The 25,488-nt window shown below is 61.9% G+C and carries 17 protein-coding genes; 7 read left to right on the top strand and 10 right to left on the bottom strand.

Annotated elements, in window-relative coordinates:
• Window positions 1–4: 4 nt before the first annotated feature.
• The gene (locus tag KGJ62_05780; protein MDE2126080.1) at window positions 5–3,061 is read right to left on the bottom strand and encodes a tetratricopeptide repeat protein; all 3,057 of its coding nucleotides are present in this window, start codon (window positions 3,059–3,061) and stop codon (window positions 5–7) included.
• Window positions 3,062–3,218: 157 nt separating this feature from the next.
• On the opposite strand from KGJ62_05780, the gene KGJ62_05775 reads away from it, so the two are divergent.
• Complete coding sequence (locus tag KGJ62_05775) at window positions 3,219–3,524, top strand: hypothetical protein (protein MDE2126079.1); 306 nt, start codon at window positions 3,219–3,221, stop codon at window positions 3,522–3,524.
• Window positions 3,525–3,642: 118 nt separating this feature from the next.
• Window positions 3,643–4,341, top strand: a complete 699-nt coding sequence (locus tag KGJ62_05770; protein ID MDE2126078.1) for a protein phosphatase 2C domain-containing protein — start codon at window positions 3,643–3,645, stop codon at window positions 4,339–4,341.
• A gap of 65 nt (window positions 4,342–4,406) precedes the next feature.
• On the opposite strand, the gene KGJ62_05765 is transcribed toward KGJ62_05770, so the two are convergent.
• The 3 genes from KGJ62_05765 to KGJ62_05755 form a co-directional block, all read right to left on the bottom strand.
• Window positions 4,407–5,906, bottom strand: a complete 1,500-nt coding sequence (locus tag KGJ62_05765) for a chloride channel protein (GenBank protein MDE2126077.1) — start codon at window positions 5,904–5,906, stop codon at window positions 4,407–4,409.
• Window positions 5,907–5,984: 78 nt separating this feature from the next.
• The gene (locus KGJ62_05760) at window positions 5,985–8,711 is read right to left on the bottom strand and encodes an amidohydrolase family protein (GenBank protein ID MDE2126076.1); all 2,727 of its coding nucleotides are present in this window, start codon (window positions 8,709–8,711) and stop codon (window positions 5,985–5,987) included.
• Window positions 8,708–10,255: an amidohydrolase family protein gene (locus tag KGJ62_05755; protein MDE2126075.1), complete on the bottom strand. Its 1,548-nt coding sequence runs from the start codon at window positions 10,253–10,255 to the stop codon at window positions 8,708–8,710. The genes KGJ62_05760 and KGJ62_05755 overlap by 4 nt, the downstream gene beginning before the upstream one ends.
• 301 nt (window positions 10,256–10,556) lie before the next feature.
• On the opposite strand from KGJ62_05755, the gene msrA reads away from it, so the two are divergent.
• Window positions 10,557–11,027 (top strand): peptide-methionine (S)-S-oxide reductase MsrA, encoded by a 471-nt coding sequence (msrA, locus tag KGJ62_05750; protein MDE2126074.1) that lies wholly within the window; start codon window positions 10,557–10,559, stop codon window positions 11,025–11,027.
• Window positions 11,028–11,054: 27 nt separating this feature from the next.
• On the opposite strand, the gene KGJ62_05745 is transcribed toward msrA, so the two are convergent.
• Window positions 11,055–11,462: an MscL family protein gene (locus KGJ62_05745; GenBank protein MDE2126073.1), complete on the bottom strand. Its 408-nt coding sequence runs from the start codon at window positions 11,460–11,462 to the stop codon at window positions 11,055–11,057.
• A gap of 163 nt (window positions 11,463–11,625) precedes the next feature.
• Here KGJ62_05745 and KGJ62_05740 point away from each other — a divergent pair, with 163 nt between their 5' ends.
• Window positions 11,626–12,528, top strand: coding sequence for a hypothetical protein (locus tag KGJ62_05740; protein ID MDE2126072.1), 903 nt, complete (start codon window positions 11,626–11,628; stop codon window positions 12,526–12,528).
• A 6-nt stretch (window positions 12,529–12,534) separates the two neighbouring features.
• Here KGJ62_05740 and KGJ62_05735 read toward each other — a convergent pair whose 3' ends face one another.
• Window positions 12,535–15,030: a DPP IV N-terminal domain-containing protein gene (locus KGJ62_05735; GenBank protein ID MDE2126071.1), complete on the bottom strand. Its 2,496-nt coding sequence runs from the start codon at window positions 15,028–15,030 to the stop codon at window positions 12,535–12,537.
• 114 nt (window positions 15,031–15,144) lie between these two features.
• Here KGJ62_05735 and KGJ62_05730 point away from each other — a divergent pair, with 114 nt between their 5' ends.
• The gene (locus KGJ62_05730; GenBank protein ID MDE2126070.1) at window positions 15,145–16,401 is read left to right on the top strand and encodes an amidohydrolase family protein; all 1,257 of its coding nucleotides are present in this window, start codon (window positions 15,145–15,147) and stop codon (window positions 16,399–16,401) included.
• Window positions 16,402–16,409: 8 nt separating this feature from the next.
• Here the strand turns inward: KGJ62_05730 and KGJ62_05725 are convergent, their stop codons facing one another.
• Complete coding sequence (locus KGJ62_05725) at window positions 16,410–16,631, bottom strand: hypothetical protein (protein MDE2126069.1); 222 nt, start codon at window positions 16,629–16,631, stop codon at window positions 16,410–16,412.
• A gap of 380 nt (window positions 16,632–17,011) precedes the next feature.
• Here KGJ62_05725 and KGJ62_05720 point away from each other — a divergent pair, with 380 nt between their 5' ends.
• Complete coding sequence (locus tag KGJ62_05720; protein ID MDE2126068.1) at window positions 17,012–17,737, top strand: GNAT family N-acetyltransferase; 726 nt, start codon at window positions 17,012–17,014, stop codon at window positions 17,735–17,737.
• Window positions 17,738–17,773: 36 nt separating this feature from the next.
• Here the strand turns inward: KGJ62_05720 and KGJ62_05715 are convergent, their stop codons facing one another.
• The 3 genes from KGJ62_05715 to KGJ62_05705 form a co-directional block, all read right to left on the bottom strand.
• The gene (locus KGJ62_05715) at window positions 17,774–18,169 is read right to left on the bottom strand and encodes a hypothetical protein (GenBank protein ID MDE2126067.1); all 396 of its coding nucleotides are present in this window, start codon (window positions 18,167–18,169) and stop codon (window positions 17,774–17,776) included.
• 132 nt (window positions 18,170–18,301) lie between these two features.
• Window positions 18,302–20,200 carry a hypothetical protein gene (locus KGJ62_05710; protein MDE2126066.1) on the bottom strand — a complete coding sequence of 633 codons (1,899 nt, stop codon included), beginning with the start codon at window positions 20,198–20,200 and terminating at the stop codon, window positions 18,302–18,304.
• Window positions 20,201–20,276: 76 nt separating this feature from the next.
• Window positions 20,277–21,866, bottom strand: a complete 1,590-nt coding sequence (locus KGJ62_05705) for a hypothetical protein (GenBank protein MDE2126065.1) — start codon at window positions 21,864–21,866, stop codon at window positions 20,277–20,279.
• A gap of 313 nt (window positions 21,867–22,179) precedes the next feature.
• Here KGJ62_05705 and KGJ62_05700 point away from each other — a divergent pair, with 313 nt between their 5' ends.
• On the top strand, window positions 22,180–25,461 hold the full coding sequence (locus tag KGJ62_05700; protein ID MDE2126064.1) for a hypothetical protein: 3,282 nt from the start codon (window positions 22,180–22,182) through the stop codon (window positions 25,459–25,461).
• The last annotated feature ends 27 nt before the right edge of the window (window positions 25,462–25,488 follow it).

Raw genomic sequence — 25,488 nt, 5'->3', positions numbered from 1 at the left:
GGCCTCATATTGCGGCGGCGGAGGCGCCCGCGGTGGTGAAACCAGGCGCCGTTTGTGGGAGTGCCGCGATCAGTTGGTCCAGTTCAGCGTCTGCCAACGGGACCTTTTCATGTTGCAGGAGAGCTACTACCTGTGCGCCAAGCGCCTTGGAGGCACGCGTGGTAACCACGCTGTAGAGTTCCGCCTCTGTCCTGTTCGCCGGTGACCCAACCTCCGCTCGCAGGCGATTCCCGGCAGCCAGAAGGCGCACCGCCGACTCGAATGCGCCGACGTAGCTCGCGATGCAGGCATAGAGACATAACGCGGCTGCGATCGGGCGCCGCGCCTCCAGCTTGCGTGAAATAACAAGCGCTTCGCTCGCGGCGTCAAGCGCCAGCGGCAGGTCGCGAGTTTCAAGGGCTACGTGCCCCTGCAAGCGGCGGGCAGTGGCAACACCTTGCTTGTCGCCGAGCACCACACGCAGCGCGAGGCTTTCGTCGAGGAGGTCTGCTGCGGCCGCCCATCGTCCGGTCGCCATGGCGATCTCGCCAAGATGTTGGAGAGAGTGCGCGATTCCGCGCTGGTCGCCGAGAACGCGTCTAAGATCCAGACTCTCGTTGCAGAGGCGATGCGCCTCATCCCAGTCTCCTTCCAGTGTGGCCACCTTGGCAAGGCCGACGAGCGACGCCGCGATGCCCCTGCGATCACCGAACTCCTGCTTGATGTTCAGGCTCTCCTGATAAAGTCGCCTTGCTTGTGCCGTGTCGCCCTGCTCAACGGCAATGTTTGCAAGGCCGATAAGACAAGCAGTTACTCCCTGACGATTGCCCAGGCTGCGCTCGATGTCCAGGCTCTCCTCATACCATGGGCGCGCGGCATCGTAGTCACTGCGCGAGAGCGCCAGAGTGGCCAAACTGTTCAGTGATGATGCTATGCCCTGACGGTCGCCCATTGCCCGCTTGATCTCGAGGCTCTGGCTCGCCAGCCGCTGAGCAGAATCGTAGTCACCCTGATTACGAGCAAGGACCGATGCACTGTTCAGAGCGCGTCCGCGGAGAGCCGTCCGCTCCGGCGCCTCCTCGAGTGCCGCATGCAGCCATTCCCGCCCCTCGGTAAAGTGGCCGCGAACGTGCCAGAACCACCAGACGTTCGCCGCGATTCGTAGGCCGGCTTGAGGATCGGCCCCGGCACTCAATGCCCAGTTCAGAGCAGCGCGGATATTGTCGTGCTCGGTCTCCAACCGCTCCAGCCACGCAGCCTGTTCCGTGCCACGCAGCCGCTTCTCAGCCTCCTCAGACAGGCCGACGTAGTAATCCAGGTGGCGCCGCTGCAGTATCGGCAGAATGCCGCACGCAACCGCCTTTTCGCGGGCATAGTGTCGTAGCGTTTCCATCATGCGATACCGCACCTGGTCGTGATCGTCTTCGCACACCAGCAGCGAGCGATCTACCAGTCGACCCAGCAAGTCCACAACGTCCAGCGCCTGCAGCATCATCCGGGTACTATAGCGTTCGCCACCAGCGCTTGCGCGGCGCCCATCGCGGACGCGGCCCGATTCGTCCCGATCTGCCGTTACTTCCTCGGCCGCCTTCAGGCTGAATCCACCCAAAAAAACCGACAACCGGTGGAACATCTCGCGTTCTTCCGGCGTGAGCAGGTCGTAGCTCCAGTCGATCAGCGCCCTGAGCGTCTGCTGTCGCGGCAGGGCGGTGCGCGCACCGCCGGTCAACAGTCGGAACCGGTCGTTCAGACGCGTGGCGATATCCTCGGTGGATATCGACTTTACGCGCGCCGCAGCCAGCTCAATCGCTAGCGGAATCCCATCCAACGTGCGGCAAATCTGTGCGATTGACGGTGCGTTATCGTCGGCGAGACGAAAGCCGGGGAACGCAACGGCAGCGCGGTCCACAAACAGCCTCACCGACTCAAACTTCTCGATATGTCGCGCCGTTGTTGGAGGGCTCGCCGTTATTGGTGCGTGGATCAACGAGTGGGTTGGCTGACCGGATGCCGGAAACGAGAGCGACCGGACTGTGTAGACGTTTTCACCGGGTATACCGAGCGCCTCGCGACTGGTCGCCAGAATATGCAGCCTCGGGCACGCCTGCAGCAGGTTGTGAGCAAGCTGAGCCGTCGCCGCGATGAGATGCTCGCAATTGTCGAGCAGCAGCAGCACCCGGCGATCTCGCAGGTGGTCCGCTATAGAACGCTCGACCGTTCGCCCCGGTTCCTCGCGTACGTTCAGCACGCCTGCCACATGATGAGCCACCATCATCGCATCGGTGGTGGTGGCGAGTTCAGCCAGCCATACGCCGTCGGTGTATTCCGCCAGCAGGTCCTCCGCGACTTCGAGGGCGAGGCGTGACTTGCCGCTGCCACCGGGACCAACCAGCGTGACCATGGGGCTCGAGAGCAGCCGGTCCTTCACCGCGCTGATGTCATCTTCGCGCCCGACGAACGTGGTAAGCTGGCGCGGCAGGTTATTCGGATAGTCGGAGTCGAGCCGAATCGGAAGCATATCGGCCGGCAGTTCGGGATGTGTCAGCAGATAGATTCGCTCGGGTCGGCTCAAGCCGCGCAGCCTTAGCCTGCCGACATCACGGAGCCGGGCTCCCTCCGGCAGCGGCTCCGTCAAGGCCTCCACGGTTTCGGCAGAGAGCAGTATCTGCCCGCCATGCGCCAGCGCCCGAATTCGCGCGCACCGGTTTACAGCTCCACCGAAATAGTCACCGTCACGGTGGTCCGCTTCGCCGGTGTTCAGCGCTACGCGAACGCGGATATTCAAACGGTCACATACATTCGGCGCCGTTTCGATATTCCAGTCCTCGTGGACCATGCGCCGCTGCAGCGCCAGCGATGCGGCAACAGCATCGTCTGCCCGCTCAAACACACAGAACAGGCTATCGCCTTCGCCGCGGGCCTTGACCAAATGTCCACCATGCCGCGTGATCTGAAACTGACCGATGGCATCGTGGCGCTGGAGCGCGATACGCATCGCTTCGCTGTGGGTATCCCACAGTGGCGTGCTGTTCACGATGTCGGTTAACAGGAAGGTGATCCTTCCGGTGGGCAGGCCGTTCATAGTGGGACGCGAGGGCAGATCAATTCGCGTTATCGTACCCGACGCGGACGCCGGTGGTAAGCAGAACGCCTCCACCTGGGCAGGCGTGAATGTGGCCGCAAACAACCGGTGTGGAGGTATAATTGTTGGTATCCGTACCGGTCGCAGGGAGCCCTGGATGCGCCATCGATTCCGCCTGATCGTGTTTGCATTTGCTCTTCCCGTAATGGTTTCGGCCATCGTAGGCTGCGATGGTTACTCGGCGCCGGGGCCGGAGCCAGGACCTGCATATATCAAGGGCAGTAACACCGGGGGCGGCGGCTATGACGTAGGTGAACGGCCCGAAACACCGAACAAAGGAAAAGGAACGGGTACCGATTCGGTGCTGACCGGCGATGGGACGGGCGCGGGCAAGAGTGGCAACTTCCCGGGTGTGGAACCGAACGCCGACAAAAAGCGGCCCGAGACCTCTATCAACCCGTAATCCCGCGCAGTTCACCGCACCGAGCGCCATGGATTGGCCCTCGTATCTCGACGGCGTGTAGCGTACTTTGACGCGGCGAAACTGTTGGAGGGTGGCCGGCTGCTCTGTCGCCGGATCGGTGCACGTTGAAGCAGCCACAATGTGCCAGGACTGGTGCGACTGGGCGTTTGTTGAGCCGTACCTTGTGGCCGCGGTGGCCGACGGCGCAGGCTCCGCCACACGCTCCGCGTTAGGCGCCGAACTGGCCTGTGAAACTGCACTTGAAACGGTGAGCATCCAGCTTGCGGGAAGCTCCCCGAACCCTGCCGAGGCCGTTAGCAGCGCGATGCATACCGCACGCGACCGGCTGCTGGCTGAGGCTCTATCGTCTGGTGAGCCCGAATCTGCGTACGCTTGCACGCTGCTGGTGGCTGCGGCTGGTCCGGAAGGCTTGTTCGTAAATCACGTAGGAGACGGTTGTTGCGTGGTGGAGCACGAAAGCGGCGTGCTTGAGACACTCTCCGAGCCTGTAAACGGGGAGTACATTAACGTAACGGCTTTCATTACCGACAGCGACGCGATGGACCACGTGGCCGTCGGTGCTGTGACCGCAGTCATCAACGGCTGGGCGCTTCTCACCGACGGCCTGTACGATATGGCGGTAGACCGAAGGCAGCACACTCCGCATGCGGGGTTCTTCCGTCCCATTCTGGATGCGGTAACTCGGAACCCGTCTGACTTTTCACCGCAGCTGGCACAATGGCTGCGGTCGGAACGTGTGGCAGCGCGCACGAGCGATGACGTGACGTTGTTCGTTGCCGCCCGCTGTTCAGAGTAACAAGCGTATCAAGTGAAACCTGTCGGGACGCGCGGGAACCTGTAAATCGCCTCGGTGAGCAGCCATCAAACAGTTTGGTCGTCGTCTCGTGGCGCAGGTTTGGCCGGCTTCCGCTGGCGCAGTATCCTGGACGCCAGGGACCCGGCCCGAAGGCTGGCCGAACGCGGTGAAACGTCGCCGAATGGGACATCCTGGCGCATATCGAGTCCGCCGGCTTTCGACACGCCCAGCATCTGGCTGGCATGGATGCTCCGGTGACCCACAATAAGGTAGGCGGTGCATGCGCAGAGGGCGGCATAGACACCGACACGACCGTGAACGAGCTCTATCGCCATGATCGCTGCTGCAACTGGCGTGTTAGCCGCCGCAGCCACCATGGCGACAAAGCCGCAGGCGGCGAATGCGCGCACCGGTAGTCCAAGTCGAATTGCGAATGCCGCTCCTGCGGTGCTTCCGATAAAGAACAACGGAGTGACTATTCCGCCACTGCCACCGCTTTCAAAGGTGAGCGCGGTTGCGACGCACTTGATAATGCAAGCCAGCAGCGCGAGATGGAATATGCCTTCCAGCGCCTGGTTGATTACCGGCACGCCCAGGCCCGAATACGCCGGTCCGACAAGCTGGAAAAAGACTGCGAGCAGCGCCCCACCGCACGCCGCCGTGATGAACGGTCGCCGACCCCGGATAAGGTGGAGGCGCCGCTGCAGCCACTTTGTGAATTCGATCAGGAAAACCGCAAGCAGTCCCACAATCGCGCCGAACACCAGCACGAGCAGGAACGCCTTTGGTGCACTAATAGCTCCGAACGTGGCAGCATTGACCGTTGGCGCTGGTGTGCCGCACACCAGCTGAGCGACGATAGATGCGACCAGGCACGGAAAGATAACCGGATACTCGATTCGGCCGAGATAGAGAACCTCGATGCCAAAGATAGCACCGGACACGGGTGTCCCAAACACCGCGGCGAAGCCGGCTCCGATACCGCAGATGACGAGCCTGCGCCGGTCATCGTCAGTAAGCCGGACAACATCCGAGATAAGGCTGTTAACCGTTGCGCCTATCTGCGCGCACGGACCCTCCTTACCAACGGAGCCGCCGGCAGCGAGGGTGATCAGTGTAGAGAGGAGCTTGGCAGCTGTTACCCGCGGCTGAATCCGGCCGCTCTGTGTGTGAATGGCCGTTATTACCTGATCAGTGCCGTCGCCGCCGGCGCCGGGAGCAAACCAGAGGCCGATTCCCACGCACACAGGCAGGGCAGCGGGCAGCAGCCAGAACGAGCGAATCGGACCGGCGTGGATCGCCGATCCATAGTGAATGCCCGCATACATAACCGCCAGAAACAGCCGGGAACAGAGGCCAACGAGCACGCCGGACAGACCACCAAGTAAGGCCCATTTGGCCGTGGCGATTAGGAGAGCGGTATGCTCCACGTACCAGCCCAGCCGCTCGATCTCCGGATGAGCCGCATCCTGTTCCACGCCGGAGAGTTTGGGCCGGATGCGGTCGGCGCTGTTTGCCGCTGCCTCCGAAGCTTCCGGAGTAGGGTTATCGTTGTCGAGGGTCATTCAGCTGCGAAACTACCATACCCATGGCGGTTTGCGGCTACGGCTCGCGCGATTCAGACGATGATGGGTTGAGCGGTTCTAGCGCCGTGCCGCGCTTATCGTACCCGGCAGCCTGGCGCCCGGGATCTCGGCGAGCCGACGGGAGTATTTCTCGTACAGTCGCGTCTGCCTGGTTTGCAGCGTCACCGGCTTGCCTCCGATAAACAGCCGATCGACGTCGGAGGTTATGCTCATCGGGTCGCCCGATGTGACGATAACGTCGCCGCGCATTCCGGGCTTGAGTGCGCCGATCTCGTTGCCGACACCGAGTATCTCGGCCGCTGTGGTTGTAAGACCCTCGATCGCGACGTTGTGTGGCAGGCCGAAGGCACAAAGCATGCCAACCTGCGCAGGCAGATTGCGCGCCGATGAGGCATCCTCGCTCTCAAAAGCTACCTGCACGCCGGCGCGGTGCAGCACTTCGACGCAGGCGTATGGCGTATCGTACGGATCGTACGATTCCCATGTCACGTTACCCAGGCTATCGCTGATGGGAACCTGATAGAGAACCGGTATGTGCTTCGATGCAAGCAGCGGCGCCACACGCCACGCCTCTGCTGCGTCAGCGATAATCGGTTTCAGGTGGAACTTGCCGGCGAAGGTAACCGCATCGCGGATCGCAGCCGCGGAGTTCGCGTGGAAGATCACGGGCAGCGCGCCGTGCAGGTACGGGCGCATCGCTTCCAGCCGCACATCCAGCGGAACCTGATTTCCGGCAGCGCTGCGCATTGCATCGTACTGCTGAGCCTTCTCAAAGAACGCGTTCAGTTTCGCCTGATTAGCGCCGGCTGCCTTTTCCATCTGTGCCACCTGGGCTGGCGGCAGAAACTGGCGCAACTGCTCCAGACGGTCGGCGGAAATCGGTGCCGGATAGTTGACGTGAAGCGCCAGATGCTGCTTCAGGTCCATCTGCTGCGTCGTCCAGCCGGCGAGGGTGATGAGAGAACCCTGGCCGCCTATCACGGCGCCACCGCCGCGGAATCCGCCGCCGGAGGCCGGCTCGGTTTGCGTCGTCGTGATTCCTGAGACGCGTGTTACCGGAATTATGGCGCTGGAAGCGTTTACGGCCGTCGCGGCAGTGATATCGGGTTGAAAGGCGCCAATCTCGGAGTCATCCTGCGTTGAGGCGATCGATTCCACCTCAGTCAGGCCAATGTGAGAGCCGGCGTCTATCAGGCCGGGATAGACCTGCTCGCCGCGCGCATCCACACGAATGGCGCCATGCGGAATCAAAACGTGAGCGCCAACCGCTTGAATGCGCCCGTCATGGAGCACTACGGTTCCATTGGGGATTACGGGCCCCGCCATGGTATGAACCGTTCCTCCAGTAATTGCGTATGTGGCTCCGCTGCGCAGTGGCGCCAGGGCTAGTGGGTCGACCGGATCCATGCGTGCGTGGTTCTTGATGGTTGCCGTCGCATCGCAGCCAAATGCGTCATGGCGCTGGAAGTAGACATCTCCCTCGATCATCGTCAGTTCGCACCGCGAGAAGTTCGAGAGTGGGTCGCCGCTCCAGATCACGACATCGCCGTCTTTGCCAACGTCCAGCGTGCCGGTCCGATGGTCGATGCCAAGCTGGATCGCGGCATTGATTGTGATCAGCTTAAGCGCCTGCTGCTCGCTAAGGCGGCCATACGGAATGCAGCGCGCCGCCTCAACGTTCAGGTGGTAGCTTCCCTGCGTATTGTCGGAGTTTACGGAGGTTACGATGCCCGCGTCCATACACATTGCGGCATTGTACGGAATGGCATCGTACGCCTCAGCCTTGTAGGCCCAGTCTTGCGAGAAGGTCGAGACGCCAACGCCGGAGGCCTTGATCTCGGGCAGGATTTTGTATGCTTCCAGAGCGTGGTGTAGCGTTGCCAGCTTGAACCCGTACTCCTTGCTGAGTCGCAGCAGCATCAGTATTTCGTCGGCGCGGTAGCAGTGACACTGAACCCAGAGCTTGCGCTCAAGAATATCGGACAGCGCCTGCAGGCGCAGGTCGCGCCGTGGTGGAACGAGCTCGGGATGTGCCGCCACTGCGGCGTTATAGGCAGCCCACTCATTTTGGTATTGCTTCGCTGCCGCGAATGCGCGGCGATAGACCGATTCCACTCCCATCCGTGTGCGCGGATAGCGTTGCGGCCCCTGGCGGAATCCGCCGAAGTTCATCTGCGTTGGGTTTTCACCGAGCGCAAACTTCACCATCCGTGGGGCGTCGGGCACCGGCAGTTCGTCGGCAGGCTTGCCGAACTTCATCTTTACCACCACGCTCTGCCCGCCAATAGCATTGGCGCTCCCGTGCAGCAGCAGTGTTGATGTGACGCCGCTGCTGAGACCGCGGTAGATAGAAAGACTGTACGGATCGATGACGTCACGCACGGACACTTCCGGCGTAACTACATCCGTTCCCTCATTGATCGTATCCAGTGCGATATGTTCGTGTGCATCAACGATGCCTGGCGTGATGAACTTGCCAACGGCATCAATCACGGTTATTCCAGCGGGCGGCGTGAGGTTTGGACCAACTTCCGTGATCTTTCCGCCTTCGATCAGGATGTCGCCGTTTTTGATATCGCCGTGCGACACGGTCATCACGGTTCCGCCGCGAATGAAGCAGCTGCCGTTGGTGATGATGGTTGGCTTCCGCTGGGCCGGCAGCTCAACGGGCATGCTCTGCGCGGGCCGTGCCGGCCTTTGAGCAACCGCGTCGGCAGCAAGCACGGCCGCTGTGAGAGCAGGCGCCAGGGTGAGGAGGCAGAGTGGGCTTGCGATCCATTTCATCGTTGGTCACCGTCTTCACTTGTGGGACGGCGAACCCGGCCGCCTATCCCCGCAGGGGCGCCGGAACCGGCGGTCTCTTTCGCCGGTTCGATCCGCTTGTTATCGATGAACAGGTACTTGACCGTGGAGTCGCTCTTTGTAAAGTCGCCTGTCATCACCGTCAGCGAGGCCTGCTTGCCAACCTCCACGGTACCAAACTGCTTCTGGATGTGCAGAATGCGCGCCGCGTCGATGGTCAGCGCCCGAAGCGCTGCATCGGCCGGCAGCCCATTCTGAACCGCACTGCGCAGTTGGGTGAGGAAATCGGTCTGTGGCGGCAAGCCGCGCGCAGTAAAGGCGAATGTGGCGCCGGCGCGGGCGAGCGCGGCCGCATTGTCGCGCCGGGCACGCCACTGACGTTGGGCATCGCGCTGCGCTGCAAGCGGCACATCCTGATTGGCATCCGTGGCTGCTGTCATGCCGGGACCGCCGACGCCATCCGGCCGGCGGCTTGTGCCTGGCGGCCCGCCAAAACGGCGGCCGCCAAAGCGGGGCAGACCAGCGGTACGCGCTATAGGCGGAGCATAAGGCTCGGCGCCGAAATTGAGCGCTACCACAACGGGGATTTTCCTCGAAGCCAGCATTGCAGCCCATCGGTACGCGTACAGCCCCCCGCCGATAACGGTGTTGAGCTTAAACTCGTCATCCAGGTGGATGGCACGGTAGATCTCATTGCGAGTATTCGCTTCGAAGACTACGGGCATGCCATTGAACACAAGGTGAAGAAACCCGAGCACAGGATCATCCGGTGGGCGCTGGCCGCCATACTTCCGGTAGACGGCATCCCACTTGTTGAGCCACTGGCTGTCCAGCAGCGTCTGGCGGATGGTTGCAAATATGCCAAGCAGCGTCCCGGGGTAGGGCGGTACGGCCGGTGCGCCAGCCGCCGGTCCTGGGCCGCCCCCGCCAAACCGCGGACCGCCGCCTGTGGCGAATCCAAAACCCATCGCGGCCGCGCCATTCACCACAATATCACGCGTTGGGGCGCCGCTCAACGTTACAACGCCGCCGATGCCGTTTATCATGCCGCCGGTTGGCATTACCAGCGCCGTACAAAAGCCATCCTTGTGAAGCGCCGCCAGCTCCTGCGAAGTGTACGTTAGAAACCGGGTAGCCAGTACATCCGCTCGGACGCCTTTACGGTCGGCCTCGCGCATCATAACCGGCGGCGTGTCGCTGGTATCCACCGGCACGCCCTGATCAGCCGCTACAGCGGGCAGGTCCAGAGTGGGGTTGTCGAGCGCGTCGATGAATCCGGGATAGACCACCAGCCCCGCGCCTTGCGTAATGCGCGCGTCTGCCGGCGGCTGGACGTTGGCGCCGACGGCGGTTATAACGCCATCGCGGATCACCACGGTGGCGCCTGGCAAGACCTGGCCGTTACCTACCACAACCCGTGCGCCAACGATCGCAAACACCTTGGGTAAGCCGGGTAGCTGCGCGTGCGCCAGGGCGGGGAAGAGCAGCGTCAACAACACCGGAAGAGAGATGCAGGGTCGGCGCATTGCAGAACCTCCGCGACTACCAGGGTGAACAGGCAAAGCCCGAGTGGGTAGGCGAACAGCCGGGGTATTGGCCGCGAATGCAACGGTTTCCTGCCGGAAATTCAACGGTCCGCTTCAGGAAGTTTTCTCCGGGCTGCCCTGTCGTTGCAGCACTCGATGGGCAGCCCGGAGCCGATGTAGTGAATAGTGTACCACACAATCCGAATCTATATTATAACGAGTGCAACTAGCACACTGTCACTCGCTCACCCGGCGTGGTAAACTGCAGCGTTGAGAGCGGACCGGAAGAGAGGAGCTTCCCATGGCCATAGCCACGTTTGCGGCAGGTTGCTTCTGGGGTGTGGAAGAGGCGTTTCGGACCGTGCCTGGAGTTATCCGCACAACCGTCGGTTACACGGGTGGTCACACCGTTAATCCAACATATCCCGACGTCTGTTCGGGCAACACCGGCCATGCGGAAGCGGTACGGGTTGAGTACGTGGAAGCGGAGATAACCTACAGTCGCCTGCTTGCGATATTCTGGCAGGCGCATGACCCCACGCAACTTAATCGGCAGGGACCGGACCACGGGAGTCAATACCGGTCCGCGATCTTCGTTCAGGATGCCGAGCAGAGGCGCGAAGCGCTGACCAGCCTGGAGGCCCTTGCCAACTCCGGTACGCTACGTCGACCGATTGTCACCAGCGTGGAGGATGCGGGCGAATTCTATCCGGCTGAAGAGTATCACCAGCAGTATCTGGTAAAGCATGGCCGCGCTGCGTGCCACATTTAGCGTGGCGGCCGTTCCCGGATCGCCTGCCTACTCCAGTGTGGAAGTACAAAACTTGCAGCGGGTTGCGGCCTGAGGTACGGTCTCCTTGCAGAATCCGCACTCCTTCGTGGGTGGACCGGCAGGGGCAGGTCGGATGAGCATCTTGGCAATCAAGAACGCGATAAGCGACACGGCCACAAAATCGACCAGGGCGCCAACGAGGTCGCCGTACTTCAGCGCATTCACCGTCGTCTTACCGGTGGCATCCACCGCCTTGGAGAGGACTAACTGAGCAGACTGCCAGTCGCCTTTGGGCAGTATAAGACCAACAATCGGCATCAGGACATCGTTGACGATCGCCGTAACTACCTTTCCGGTCGCGGCTCCGATAATGAACGCGATGGCCAGCGCCAGGGCATTCGTTTTCGTAAGGAACGCCTTGAACTCCTGAATCATGCTTGCACTCCTTCAAGAAGGAAATAGGCCCACGAATTACGCATAGTATAACACGCGTTGTAGACCAATCTACGCAGGATTTTGGCGATACAAAACGGCGACGGCAGGCGTCTAATGGGCTGTTGGCACTTGTTGAGCAGTTCGCGGGTTGTAGGAGGTTGATATGCAAATAGCCAGACGGATTGGCCGATTGGTTGTTGTGGCTGGTGTGGCAGTACTGGCGCCGGCATCGCGGGCGCAGGCGCCGCAGCGGATCGCAAACGGCGTGGGCACCGGCCAGCCTGGAACCCTGAGTTATCTGCAGATTGGCGGTCCGTACGGACAAAAGGACCCTGTGCGGTCGCACAAGTTTGCCTTGCTGCACCGGGCAGACGTCTACGCCGAGCTGTCGATTACTTCGCCCGAGCGTGAGAAGTTGGATGCACTTGAACTGGCCTCTGTGGAAGGCGTTCAGGCGCAGATCCGATTACAGGTGCGTAAGATGGGCGGATATCGCGGCATCCCGATCGAGGAACGGCGCCAGGTGATGGCTGACCGCCGCGTGAAGATCGAAAACGTGGTCGGCAACTATATCGACAACGTTGACGGCCAACTGGCTCAGATACTCACGCCGCAACAGATGGAGCGGCTCGATCAGATAGACCTGCAGTGGCGCGGGCCGCTCGCTATAGCGGCTAAAAGCATTGGTGAACAGCTAAAGCTCAGTGGGCCGCAGCGAGTCGCGATCGATGCAGCGTACAACACGTTCAACACGGCCGAGCAGACCGCAATCCGCTATACGATGTCGCCCATGCAGGCGCTGATGGATGCAAACAACGCCAAAACCAATGGCGGCAAGCCGGACGCTGGTGGGGCAACGCAGGCTCTGGCCGCAACCAATCCGCTCAATTCCGGAGGAACGTTTGACCAGGCCGCCGCCCAGAAGGCCGTGACCGCGGCTCAGAAGAACGCCGCAGTGGTTCAGGCGAAGGAGGAGGCCGCGGTGCTGCAGGCGCTCTCGCCGGAGCAGTTGCAGACCTGGCATACGATGCTGGGGCGAAAGTTCAGCTTTCCGTTCGCACAATAGCTGCGTTCAGGGTGCAGCCGGGGGAGTGAAGGGCTGATCGAACGCTGGAATCTCCAGGCCAAGCAGTTGGCGTGCAAGGAACGCCGCGCGTACGCGCGTACCGTAAGGCGTTTCCGCCGAACCGTGATCCGATCCGGGAACCACGAGCATCTCGAATGGTTTGTTTGCCCGGATGAGTGCGTTGACCACTTGCATTGTCGATGCCGGGTCGACATTGGTATCCATCTCGCCGACCATTAGCAGCAGCCTGCCGCGAAGGTTGTGTGCGTCCACAACATTGGAACTGGCTGCATATTGTGGGCCAACCGGCCAGCCCATCCAGAGCTCGTTCCACCATATCTTGTCCATGCGGTTGTCGTGACAGCCGCAGTCGGCAACCGCTACATGGTAGAAGTCTCCATGTGCCATCAGGGCTCGGGCGGCATTCTGGCCACCGGCCGATCCGCCGTATATTCCTACGCGCTGAAGGTCCATCTGCCTGTATTTTGCGGCTGCCGCCCGGATCCAGAGAATGCGATCGGGAAACCCTGCGTCGGCCAGGTTCTTCCAGCAGACATTGTGAAACGCCTTGCTCCGCCAGTTGGTGCCCATGCCGTCGATCTGCACCACGATAAACCCCAGTTCGGCGAACTGCTGGGGCTGATGAAATGGCGAGAAAGCTTTGGGAACGTATGCATCCTGCGGTCCGGCGTAGATTGCCTCCAAAACCGGATACTTCCGGCGCGCATCGAAGCTCGTCGGACGGTAGATAACACCGTAAATGTCGGTTTCTCCGTCCCGTCCCTTCGCCACGAACGGCTCGGGTGGCTGCCAACCGGTTCTGCTGCGTGACGTGATCACCGCCCGATCAAGCGGCATCACCAGCGTGCCGTCGACGCCGCTCCGCAATTCGCTCACCGGTGGGCTGTCGACTCGGGACCAGGTATCCACAAAGAGTTGGCGGTTGGGCGAAAACTGCACCTTGTGCGTGCCGGCGCCGTGCGTCAGCCATGTCAACTGTGTTCCGTCCAGCTTTACGCGCCAGTGTTGAAGAAAGTAGGGATCCTGGCCCGGGAAGTTACCATTTGAGACGAAATCGACGGTCCGTGCGATTGGGTCCACGTGCGTTACCGATCGCACGACCCAGTTGCCCTGTGTGATTGGATTCTTCACTCTTCCGGTATGAAGATCGTACAGGTAGAGATGGTTCCACCCGCTCCGCTCACTCATCCAGATAAGCTCGCCGCTCTCGTACAGATACTCCGCCGCGTACTTTCCCGCGTAGTCGATGAAGGTCGGACTCGATTCGTCCACAACCACGCGGACCGCGCCAGTGCGGGCGTCTACTGCAATGATGCGCAGCGCCTGGTGACCGCGCTGGTTGTAGAGGAATGTAAAGAATCGGCTCTCCGGCTCCCAGTGCAGGTCGCCCAATTCGTACGGGTTGGGGAATTCACTCTCTTCGATCGGTAGCCACGCCTTCCGATCGAGACGGTACAGCCTGGGGTGGCGATGAGCAACGCGGTCGCCGGGCTTTAGGTACTGGTTTTGATGCAGCTTCGGCTGAAGCTGGTCGGTCGGAGAAGACTGAACAAACGAAACCAGATGCTCCTGTTCGGGCTCGGTCTGGTAGAGGGCAATGGAGCGCGAGTCGGGCGACCATACGACCGGTTCCGTATAGGCGTTCGCGGCAGAGCCATCAGCCGATAGCTGCGACTGCGCGCCGGAACCCGCGTCGGTCAGCCACAGGTTGTGGTCTTTCACGAGTGCGCGCCACTTACCATCCGGCGACGCGTAGCCGGCTGCGGCCCGCGGCTCCGGGTTATCGCGCACAGGACCGGTCACCACGGCTGCAGCCGCCAGGGGCTCTGCCCGGAATACAGCCAGCGGCACATTCTCGGCCGATGTTATCAGCCAGACATGGCCGGCAAACGTGTGCTGCGTTTTGGATCGACCGGGCTCAACCTGGCCGTAACTGCGGCGGTTTCCCGCTCCATCCAGCCACCAGACGGAGCACGGCTCATCCGTGCGATTGACGAACGTAACGCTGGTATCGCCGCCGGCCGTGCCGGAGCGGGTGGGACCATGTGCCGGGTCAAGCGCTTTCAGAGAGTTGAGTTCACCGGGTTCTTCGACCAGTGGCCCGGCGGCGCCTTTTAGTGAGAAGACCCGGCCCTCGGCCTGAACGCTCAACTCACCGGCATCCGAATAGTGCAGGAACTCTATGGGCAGCAGGTCGGCCTCCACCGTTCGGCCCAGTTCTCTGGTGAGCAGCCCGGCAACGGCTGCGTGATCAAAAGCCGGCGCCTGCTTCCGTCCTGTGGCATCCACATGAATAAACTGATGCCGGCCGGCACCGAGGTTGCGCACATACCAAAAGTCTCCGGTGTCGCCGATCCAGCGCGCCGTTACTGCGTCGCCGGCAATGATACCGGTCACACGGGTCGGTAGGGACTGATAACGGTCCCATGCCTGACGCGCGGCCTCCGCACTGTTTGCCGACTGCGAGCTTGAACGCTTCATTGTGTACTGCACCCCGTGCGTTCGGTTGTTCTCGGCGTTAAGTTGGTATCCCTGCCGGCGCCGAGCAGGATCGAACAGTATCGCGAGGAACTAACCAATCGGGGAGTATCGCCCTTGCCAACCGACCTCCAACTCCATATCGAAAACATGCGCGTCGTCGATACGCACGAGCACCTGCATTCCGAGCAGCGGTATCTGGCAAATCCGCCGGATATTCTGCAGAGCATTTTCGACAACTACGTGGTGCATGACCTGGTGTCGGCAGGCGCGCCCCGCGCGGCCGTGGATCGCCTCCTCGACAAGAGCGACACAGACATTGCGGCGCGGTTCGAAGGCGTGGCTGCGTTCTGGGAACGTTGCAGGTTAACCGGATACGGCGAGGCGGCGGCAAGTATTGCCTGGCAAGCGTATGGCGTTCGGCAGTTAACCGGCGCCGCGTTGGCACAAGCGCAGAGCCGGCTGTCGACCGAAGCGCGGCCTGGAACGCGCTTGCGCGTGCTGCGTGACACGGCGCGACTGCATTCGGTTCAGATCGACGACTTCTGCTGGAAGTGCGAGGAGGATGCTTCAGGGCCCGGCTTCTTTCTGTACGACCTGTCGTGGTGCGACCTCGCCTGCGGGCAAGTCGATGTGGTAGCCCTGGAGCATGAGACCGGCATCCCTGTGAACGATCTGGCGTCGCTGGAAGCGGCCGCGGAGGGCCTCTTTTCGCGTTACGCCTCAGCAGCGGTGGCCGTAAAGACGCAGCATGCCTATCGGCGGACACTGCTTTGGCAGCCTCGCGAACGGGCCGAGGCAGATGCCGCGTTGGGGCGGATCCTGACCGGCGTCGCTGTCGCGGGTGACCAACTGGTTCTCGGCGACGCCATGTTGGCGCGTGGCGCTGAACTGGCGGCACAGTACAAGCTTCCGTTGAAGATTCACACGGGCTACTACGCGGGCAATGGACCGATGCCGATGGAGTGGATCGAACCGCAGGGCCTGTGGCAGTTGGTGGCCGAGCACCCGGAGACGGACTTCGTATTGATGCACACCGGCTGGCCCTATACGGAGGAATTGGTCGCATTGGTGAAGCACATGCCGAATGCCTGGGCAGATTTCTGCTGGGCCTGGAGTATCAATCCCTACCGAACCAGGGATGTAGCGCGCAGCCTGCTGCACTCTGTGCCGCTCAACAAGGTGCTGGGGTTTGGCGGTGACGCGTGGTGGCCGCAAGCCTCGGCAGCCTACGCAAGGCAGGCGAGAAGGGAACTCGAAGGGGTGCTCAGCCTGGAGCAGGAGACCGGTTTCATCACCGAAAAGCAGGCAACAACCATCGCCGACCGGTGGCTATTCCAGAATGCAATCGACTTGTTCCGGCTCACGCCGTAGGGCTGGAACTACAAGGTCATGCAATGCATCGCGAGCAGGGATGTCGAGAGGAACTGCGGAATCGATTCTTTGGGCAGGTATTGCAGGTCGTTTGTCGGGCGAAGCATGCCGGTCTCGTCGGCACGCATCGGCGCCAGACAGCAGACCGGCCCTGCGCTCAGCACCACATAGAGCCCCGGCGCGCAACATGTGCCAAGGGCGCTCAATTCCAGCACATCGCCGGCTTCCACGGTATGAGACTCGATATCGCTCCAAGCCATGCCGCGAGTGTAGCGCGGCTGCGCGAAGTGTCCAAGGCGCTAAAGTTGCCTTTTGGGCCTTATAGCGCGGGCCTTTTGTACCTTATGGCAGGTTGAGCGCCAGGCGGCCCGTTGGCCCCATTCCATTGGGCCGACCTGGCGGCAGCTTCGCGCTGACCGGAACGTCGGCCGCTGCGGGCAGCCGGCCGCGACATCGGACCTGCCAGAACAATGACGCGGCATCCGAATGAGCGCTGCGAGGATTAAACCACGCACAGCGCGGCCAGGGGTAGGGTCAGTTGGTCCGGATCAGCCGTACGCTTGGTGGAGCAATGTTCGGGTAGCGGTCCGGACGGATAAGGAGGTAGATCTTGGACGTCACCGTAGAACGTGTGGAGTTTGAAGCGGTCCAACCTATGCGGGAGCTGTACCGGCACGAGGCTGGATGCCAGATCATCCACTATTCCGCCCTGCCGCGTAAACTGGCGGACCCCTGGCAGATTGCCGTAGATGGCAGGCCAGCCGGTTATGCCGGAATCTGGAACAAGTATGATCCGGGCAGGTTGATGGAGTTCTATCTGCTGCCGCATCTGCGGGCAGAGGCTGCGCCCATATTCCGGCAGCTGCTGCAGACCAGTGGCGCCACCGAGATGGAGGCACAAACGAATCTGCCGCTGATGCTGCTCATGTTTCTGGATTGCGTGCCGGCGATATCGGTTGAGAACGTACTGTTTTACGATGCGCTCACCACCAGCCTGCCGTCGCCGGGCGGCACATTCCGCCGCGCTGCCACGGATGGGGAAAAAGAGCATGGCGAATGGCTGATCGAAGTGAACGGCGAGAGCGCCGCGTGGGGTGGCGCGCTGTACCACTACAACGAGCCTTACGGCGACATCTTTATGGCGACGGCTGAGGCGCACCGCCGCCGCGGTTATGGCTCCTACCTCGTTCAGGAGGTGAAGCGCGAGACGTGGCAGCGCGGCAAAACGCCCTCTGCACGCTGCAACGCCGATAACCTGGCGTCGCGACGAACGCTGCAAAAGGCGGGCATGTGGCCGTGCGGGCGGCTGCTGACCGGCAAGGTCAAGTCCACCTGATGTGGCTTTGGCCGGTCGACGCCTGGCGCTCCCGGTCTACTGCCGGACATTCCCGTCGGCGCGTGCGGCGTCAAAAGCCAGCACCAGCGCCTTATCGGCGCGGCACCGCCAACCCTCAACAAGCAGCTCCTCCAGCTCTTCGATCGGAATGTTCGCGAGCCGGACCAGGATGGCGGGATAGTTGTTATAGTGAGGCTCTGTGAAGAAGATATCGGGGTCCGCGGCGAGCAGCGCCTCCTTTTCCGCAAGGTCGGGCGTTCGGATCGCGATTACCTCAGGATTGGGCACGCGCGGTTTCCTGGGATCGATGCGCTCCAGCCAAACCCACGCGAATCCGCGGCTGCGCCCGGACCGCATTACGCTGAACGCCATGTCGCCGCTGACTTCAGGCAGCGAGAGTGCGATGCGCCGAACGTCATTAAAATCAGCCATATCGGAGTTCGCCATCCATCTACAGCGGACGTGGGGTTTTCGCCCGTATCCGCGTTATCTCCGTTTCCCGTTGCGGCCTCATGCCAGGTTTGCGGCGAGGCGGTAATGGTCTAGCGGGGCATTGCCGGCCATCTATCGCGCCATGCCCGCGGCGTGCGCGAGGGGGTGGGCCTTGTCCGGCGGCGCCATCCACAGCGTGCCCGGCTTTGCTATACTGCCGGCCGGGAACAGTGCGTTTCTGGAGCCGACAAACAGTCCCAGACAGCTGCTGCCCGGGCGCGAGTCGTCTGCCTGCCCCAGCGCTCCTGCCCCAGTATGGTACACGTCATGGCCCGTGGCGTCCTCAAACAGTCCGATGCCGTTCCAGCGGCCGGATCCGCAACATCCGCCAGGGCATGTATATACGTCGTCACCGGAATAGTCGTGCAAAAGGCCGATGCTGTAATCATGGCCCTGTCCCTGGCTTTGCGCGATTGTTGCGGTGTACGTGTCATTGCCACCGAGGTCGCAAAGGGCCGCAACCGAGTAGTGCGCCGAGCTTCCCTGCACATACCAGACGCCTTTGTAGCTGTCGTTACCTCCGAAGTCAACCAGCATACCCAGCGAGTACCAGTAGGCTACGCCCTGACCGAAGACGCCGCAACTATATTTGTCGTTGCCGGCGCCATCAACCAGCAGTCCCACACCTCCAGCCATCGAGTGACCATCCCCGGGATCGGCGCGCCGTCCGAAACCGGCGCCCTGCGCCATGCTTACGTTGTGGTCGGCTGTCTGCGGTGATGGATACTCGATATGGGTGTCGTCGGCCGTATAGGTGTCGTTTCCCGTTCGGTCGACCAGCACTCCGCAGCCGCGCACGCCGCCGAATCCCTGAGCCAACTGCATGCAGGTGTATGTATCGTTACCCGCCAGATCGCTCAGCACGCCGATGCCGCACGTTCCGGCGCCTTCACCCATTCGATGGAGGTTGTACTTGTCGTTTCCGGCGCGATCGATCAGCATGCCAACGCCAAATATGCCGGCGCCGAGACCCACGTCGCCCGCCGTGAAGGTGTCGTCCCCGCCGCAATCGAGCAGGAAACCGTAACCCAGTATGCCGGCGCCGAATGCTCCTGGCGTACTGCTGGTGTAGGTGTCGTTTCCGGCGAGGTCCACAATCATCGAAATCGGATTCTGCAGGCGCCGCGCGCCGGGCCCAAACCGGTAGGTGTCGTTGCCTCCCGTGTCGATGATAATGAGGTACGGCGCCGCGTCATACAGGTCGTCGGCTGCGCCATTGAGTGCTATCTTTCCAATCGGTGTGGTCCACTCAAAGTGGAACTTCCGCGTTGACGGCTTGAGCGAGCCCGCCGCGTCCATTGCCGTGGCCAGGCCGCCGGCGCCCTCCACCAGCGCTTTCAGATCCACGCTGTCCACCAACTTGAGGATGTCGGTGTCCACCGGATCGAAGTCGATTCCAAAGCTGATGGCTCGGTCGTACACGGCTGCAATGGCTTGTTCACCGCCGAACTTTGCGAATGCCCTCCAGCGCGCCTGCAGCGCGGGTGGCACCGCTTTCAGAAGCCGTACGGCAGCGGCTCGCACGTCGGGCGGCACGCTGCGTGCGCTGATACGGAGCGCGCTCACCTGGGCCGGGTTCAGTGGTGCGCCAAGATAGGCTTGCATCTCAGTGATGGCGCCTACCAGGTTATTATCGGTATCTACGATCGGCGCGGGTGGTGCGGGTTCGATGCCGGATTGCTGGGCACCGCAATGCAGCAGACGGCGGAAGCTGCCGGCTGCCTTGAGGGCCTCGCGGCCCGATTTGACGGCGTATGGATCAAGCAGCCGCCAGTTGTCCCATACCTGATTGAAGGCTGGGAGCGCATATCGTCCGCCACCGCGCCACCGTGCCGGATCCAGTTGAGCCTGCCCAGCCGTAAGGTGAAGGCGCTGCAGCAGCGGATCAAACGCCGTCTTTGCCGGCGCGACGGTCCGGGCCGGCCACAGCACAAACGTCAGAGCGACCAATAGCGTAGCATCGTGGCGCATTTCGGTTTTCCTTGGCGGGCCCGTCGGCTGTACCAGGTTTCGAGGGAGCGTCCGCAATACCCTGTGACCAGATCACTCACGGCCTGGCGTAAGCCTGCCTGGTGGCGATCGGTACGTATCCAATTTCCATGCCCTTTGGTGGGCGCACAATCAGCGCTGGATCAATTGCCGCGAGCTTGCCGGCTGCGGGCGGCGCGAGATAGTTGCGACTCTTCGGCCACGCACGCTCGATCATCTCTATGCGCTTCTGCATCCGTTCGCGCTCCGCCGCGGTCAAACCTGCGTTCAGCATGGCAGGCTGGTCGGCAAATCGATACCAGTAATAGGTTACAGTGGTGCCATCTCCGAGGTGCGCCTCAAAGGGCCCCGCCGCGGGTCCCGGCCTTTTCCATGCGCTGTTGGCGGCATTCGGTGTCGTGTACGGTTTCGGCGGGCTCTCTACCGCACGTTTCCACGTCAGCCGCTTCAGCCCGGTGCCGGCCGGCACGTTCGCGGCAGCAACAGGCTCCCACCGCGCTTTCTTCGCATCGGCGGCGTTCACAAGGTGGAAGTACTCGGGCAGCGTGGCAAGGGCGCCAGCGCTCGTCGCCGTTTTGTTGACCCAGCGATAGTTCCAGCTGTAGCCGAATGTGTCGGCATTTATGGAAGCAGGCGTGGCGAAGCCTCTCCAGTCGATGGGCGCGCGGCTTTCCGTGCCATCTGCCCGCGGGATCCGGATTTCCCAGGTTGCCCGTCCGCGGCCCGGGAATGTGCGAATCTGCGCGCCATTCGCGTTGACTGCCCCGGTACTGGGCTTTCCGCCGGCGAACCACGCCTGAACCGAATTCCAGAGGGCGGCAGAGCTGTAGTCGGTATCCTGATGCACCAGCACGGAACGGCCGTCGCGGCTGCGAGGGAATGAGGTTGGATCGATCCGCGCGTAGTCGTCACCATTCGGCGCTCTTGCGACCTGGCAGGGTATGTATTGCGTCTCCATCTGGATCTGACGGTTCGGGTCGGATGGCCGGCTGTCGAGCAGCAGGCCGGCAAGACGCCGGTCCTTCACCGTGGCGTGCGACCAGAAATAGGGCAGGAAGAATGCTGCCGGCCCCTTGAAGTTGCTGGTATTCAGGAACAGGGTCCAGCACTGACCGCCGGTCGGTGTTTGGGCGCCGTCGGTGGTCGACTTCGCGTCCGCCAGGGGAAGCTTCAGGTAACCGTAGCCAAACAGCTGCCCACAGGTTCCCTGCTTGAGGTTCAAGCCGTCGATTGGAAAGAGCAGCCAGGGGCTTAACTGCGCGACACCGTACAGTCCCCGCGGTTTCTCCCATGTTCCGGCGCCGTGCGATGGTCCGTTGGCAATTTCGGAGAAGTTTGGTCCCACGCCGCCCATGATGAACTTCGGCGTCGCCGTGGGAAAGCGCGTATCGGTCCACCACCCAAGCCCTCCCTCAACGTCGGAGTACATGTTCTTTGGCGCCGCCCCGTCGTATTGCGCGAACATCCAGGTGCCAGGCAGGCCCGTTTGAAACCGATGGCCGGGATAATTGCGAAGCAGCGGCCATGCGGCTATATAGATGGAGTAGCCGGCGTTGTACGATCGATCCACATTCTGCGCCACGGGGATGATGAGGTAGCCGGCCAGGTACGGTTCCTGCGCCTCGCACGCGCTGGTCGTCCCCAGCATGAGGCCAAGCAGGCCCGCCATCAGTACCAGCCTTTGAACTCCCCAAGCAGCGCGGTAGAAATCGCGCCATGCCGGCGCTTGCCGCGGCACGCTGGGTTGGTGCATATTCCACTACCTTTCCCGGTCGCCACGTGACGCACCCGCGCCTCCGGTACCGACCGCGATGCGCGGGTAAGGATGGGAAAGCTTCGATCCCGCCACGCTTTCTCGACAATCCGTCAAATGGCGGACGGCTTCCTTCCCGCAACGGGCCATACTGCGTACCAGTCTCCACCACGGGCCGGTTTGCGGCCGCCATATGCAGTTAACAATTATGCAACGATCGAGTGGCCAACTTGCCAGGGGCTGGCACAGCGCTGGAATAGCTGCCATCGCGCTGATCATTCTCTTAACGGTGCGCGGAACGGCAGCGGGCCAACTAGCGGCCAACTTTAAGTCACCTCCGGCTTCGGCGCGACCGTGGGTCTACTGGTTCTGGCTAAATGGAAACATTACGAAGGCCGGAATCACGACCGACCTGGAGGCGATGAAGCGCGTCGGAGTCGGCGGTGTGTTGATCATGGAGGTGGATCAGGGCGTGCCGGTCGGGCCGGTGGCATTCGCCGGCCCCGAGTGGCGTGCGCTCTTCAGGTTCGTTCTCTCAGAGGCCAAACGCCTGGGTCTCAAGGTGGACATGAATGACGATGCGGGCTGGTGCGGGAGTGGCGGGCCATGGATCACGCCGGACCTCGCCATGCAGCGAGTGGTGTGGACGGAGACGCCCGTTACCGGACCGACCACATTTGATGGCGTGCTGAAGCAGCCGCCTACGGTCGACGGATACTACAGAGACATCGCCGTAACCGCTTATCCCACACCAGCGAATTACAGAATTCCGCACCTGGCTCGAAAGACCGGCCTGGTACGGGAGGACATTCCGCCGGCATCCGGTTATGCGCGCTTACCGCAATCGGATATCGTTCCGCGGAACGCCATTCGGATGATCACACCGCTCATGCAGACCAATGGCCGCATCCGTTGGAGCGTGCCAGCCGGTCGGTGGACGCTGCTGCGTATGGGTTACACGCCAACCGGCGCAGTCAACGCGCCGGCGCCCGCCACGGGTCGCGGACTGGAGTGCGACAAGCTCAGCAAGGAAGGGGCGACCGCTGCATTCAACGGACTCATCGGCAGGCTGATCCATGACTCGCCCGATCTGGTCGGAAAATCTCTGGTGTCGATGCACATCGACAGCTGGGAGATGGGCTCACAGAACTGGACGGCCAGATTCCCGCAGGAGTTCCTCCGGCGGCGAGGCTACGATCTGACGCCATACCTGCCGGTGCTGACCGGTCGTGTTGTGGGGAGCCTGGAACAGTCCGAGCGGTTCCTGTGGGACTTTCGACAGACCATCGCCGGCCTGCTTGCGGAGAACTACGCCGGCGCCATGCGGAAGTTGGCCCACAGCGCCGGCATCCGCCTCTCCGTTGAGGCTTACGGCAACGCGGTTTTCGACGACGTACGGTATGGCGGTATGGCCGATGAGCCGATGACTGAGTTCTGGTCGTCGCCCAATAACTTTATGGCGGCCGTCACGCCCGAAATGGTATCCGCGGCGCATCTGTATGGCAGACGGATTGTGGGCGCGGAGGCTTTTACCGCGGGAGACGCCGAGAAATGGCTCCTCTGGCCGGGAGCGATCAAGCCGCTGGGAGACTGGGCTTTCTGCAGAGGCGTAAACCAGTTTGTGATTCACCGGTTTGCGATGCAGCCGTGGACGGATAGAGCCCCGGGCATGTCGATGGGCCCTTGGGGCTTGCATTACGAGCGCACGCAGACGTGGTGGAACCTCTCCAAACCGTGGCACGAATACCTGGCGCGGTGCCAGTATCTGCTTCAAAAGGGACTTCCGGTAGCCGATATCCTCTATCTGGAACCGGAAGGCGCACCTGACAGCTTCTCACCACCAACCGGACCGGATCAACACGGCTATCGAAGCGATATCTGCACCGCCGATGCACTTCTGCATCGAGTAACGATCCGCAACGGCAGGCTTGTGCTGCCGGACGGGATGACGTATAGGCTGCTCGTTTTGCCTGACGTCACCACGATGACACCCGCGCTCCTGCAGCGCGTAGCCACGCTGGTTGACCACGGAGCGGTTGTCTTCGGTCCGAGACCTGACGCGTCTCCGGGCCTCGACGGCTATCCGAACTGCGATGCCGAGATCAGGCGGACCGCCGACAGGCTGTGGGGCAGCGGAAAGATAACGGACGCAGGCTCCATCGAAGCCGACCTGATGCGACATGGGATACGACCTGACTTCGGCTCGAACCGCAACCTGGACTTTACGCACCGAACTATCGGCAACCTCGATGTCTACTTTATCGCTAACCGCAGCCATCGCGCGGTTAATGCCGACTGCGAATTCCGGATCGGTGGTAAGCGTCCGGAGCTATGGGATCCGGAGACCGGGGTGCGACGGCTTGCAGCCGTGTATCAGACCTCCAGAACGTCAACACGGCTTTGCCTGCGTATGGAGGCCGCTCAGTCTATCTTCGTCGTGTTCCGTCCTGCTACACGCAAACTCAGTTCTCACATTGTGAGTATTAAGCGCAACGGAGTGACGATAACACCGGAGAAGGAGGTCTACGCCACGCCGGTTCACGTCATCCGCGCTGTCTGGGGACCAGCCGGTGATCCGGCGCGAACGAAAGACGTCACAGTGCAGGTAGCCCGGCTTGTGGCGTCTGGTCACAGGTCTTTCGTCGTTGCAAATCTGGCTTCCGGCGGTGATCCGGCCGTCAATGTGCTGAAGACGCTGACGGTGGAGTACGCGATTCATGGAAAGCGGCTGGTCGCGACGGCTACCGATCCTGAGACGGTTGCGTTCGAGCAGCCCGCGGATGCCGCTCCCGCTCTGGACCTGGACCTCGCAGCCAACGGCGCGCTGTCGGCTGCAGCTGCAGAACCGGGCCGTTACACCCTGACGACCGAACGAGGTAAGCGTGTTGTCTTTACGATCCACCATCGGCCGGTTACGCTGTATCCGCGTGGGCCGTGGGATGTCTGGTTTCCACCGAACTCAGGCGCTCCGGGTCACATCCGTCTCAACAGGCTCATTTCGCTAAGCGACTATCCGGCGCCGGGCGTGCGCTACTTCTCGGGAATTGCCACGTATCGCACGACCTTCGAGATCCCGGCCCGCGTGGTAAGAGCGAATAGAAGAATCACGCTTGACCTGGGGAATGTGGCCGTCATGGCACGGGTGACCGTGAACGGCAAGGATCTGGGCATCCTGTGGCACGCACCGTACTCCAGGGATATAACCGCCGCGGTGCGCGCGGGGGCAAACCGGCTCGAGATCCGGGTTGCCGACTTATGGCCGAACCGCATGATTGGCGACGAACAGCTTCCGGAGGACAGTCCGCGCCAATCAAACGGAACGCTGGCCGCGTGGCCGCAGTGGCTGCTCGATGATAAGCCGTCACCCTCGGGCAGGTTCACCTTTACCACGTGGAGGTTGTGGGCGAAGAACTCGACGCTGCCCGAGGCCGGCTTGCTGGGGCCGGTAAGGCTCCGATTTACGCCATTGAGAAGGCTGGTGTGGAAGTAACTGGAACGGCAATTTCAATGGTACAAC

The organism is Armatimonadota bacterium, from assembly GCA_028871815.1.
GTDB lineage: Bacteria > Armatimonadota > Chthonomonadetes > Chthonomonadales > Chthonomonadaceae > REEB205.
Note: the sequence above shows the minus strand (reverse complement) of the source record. Positions and strands in the feature narration are given on the sequence as shown.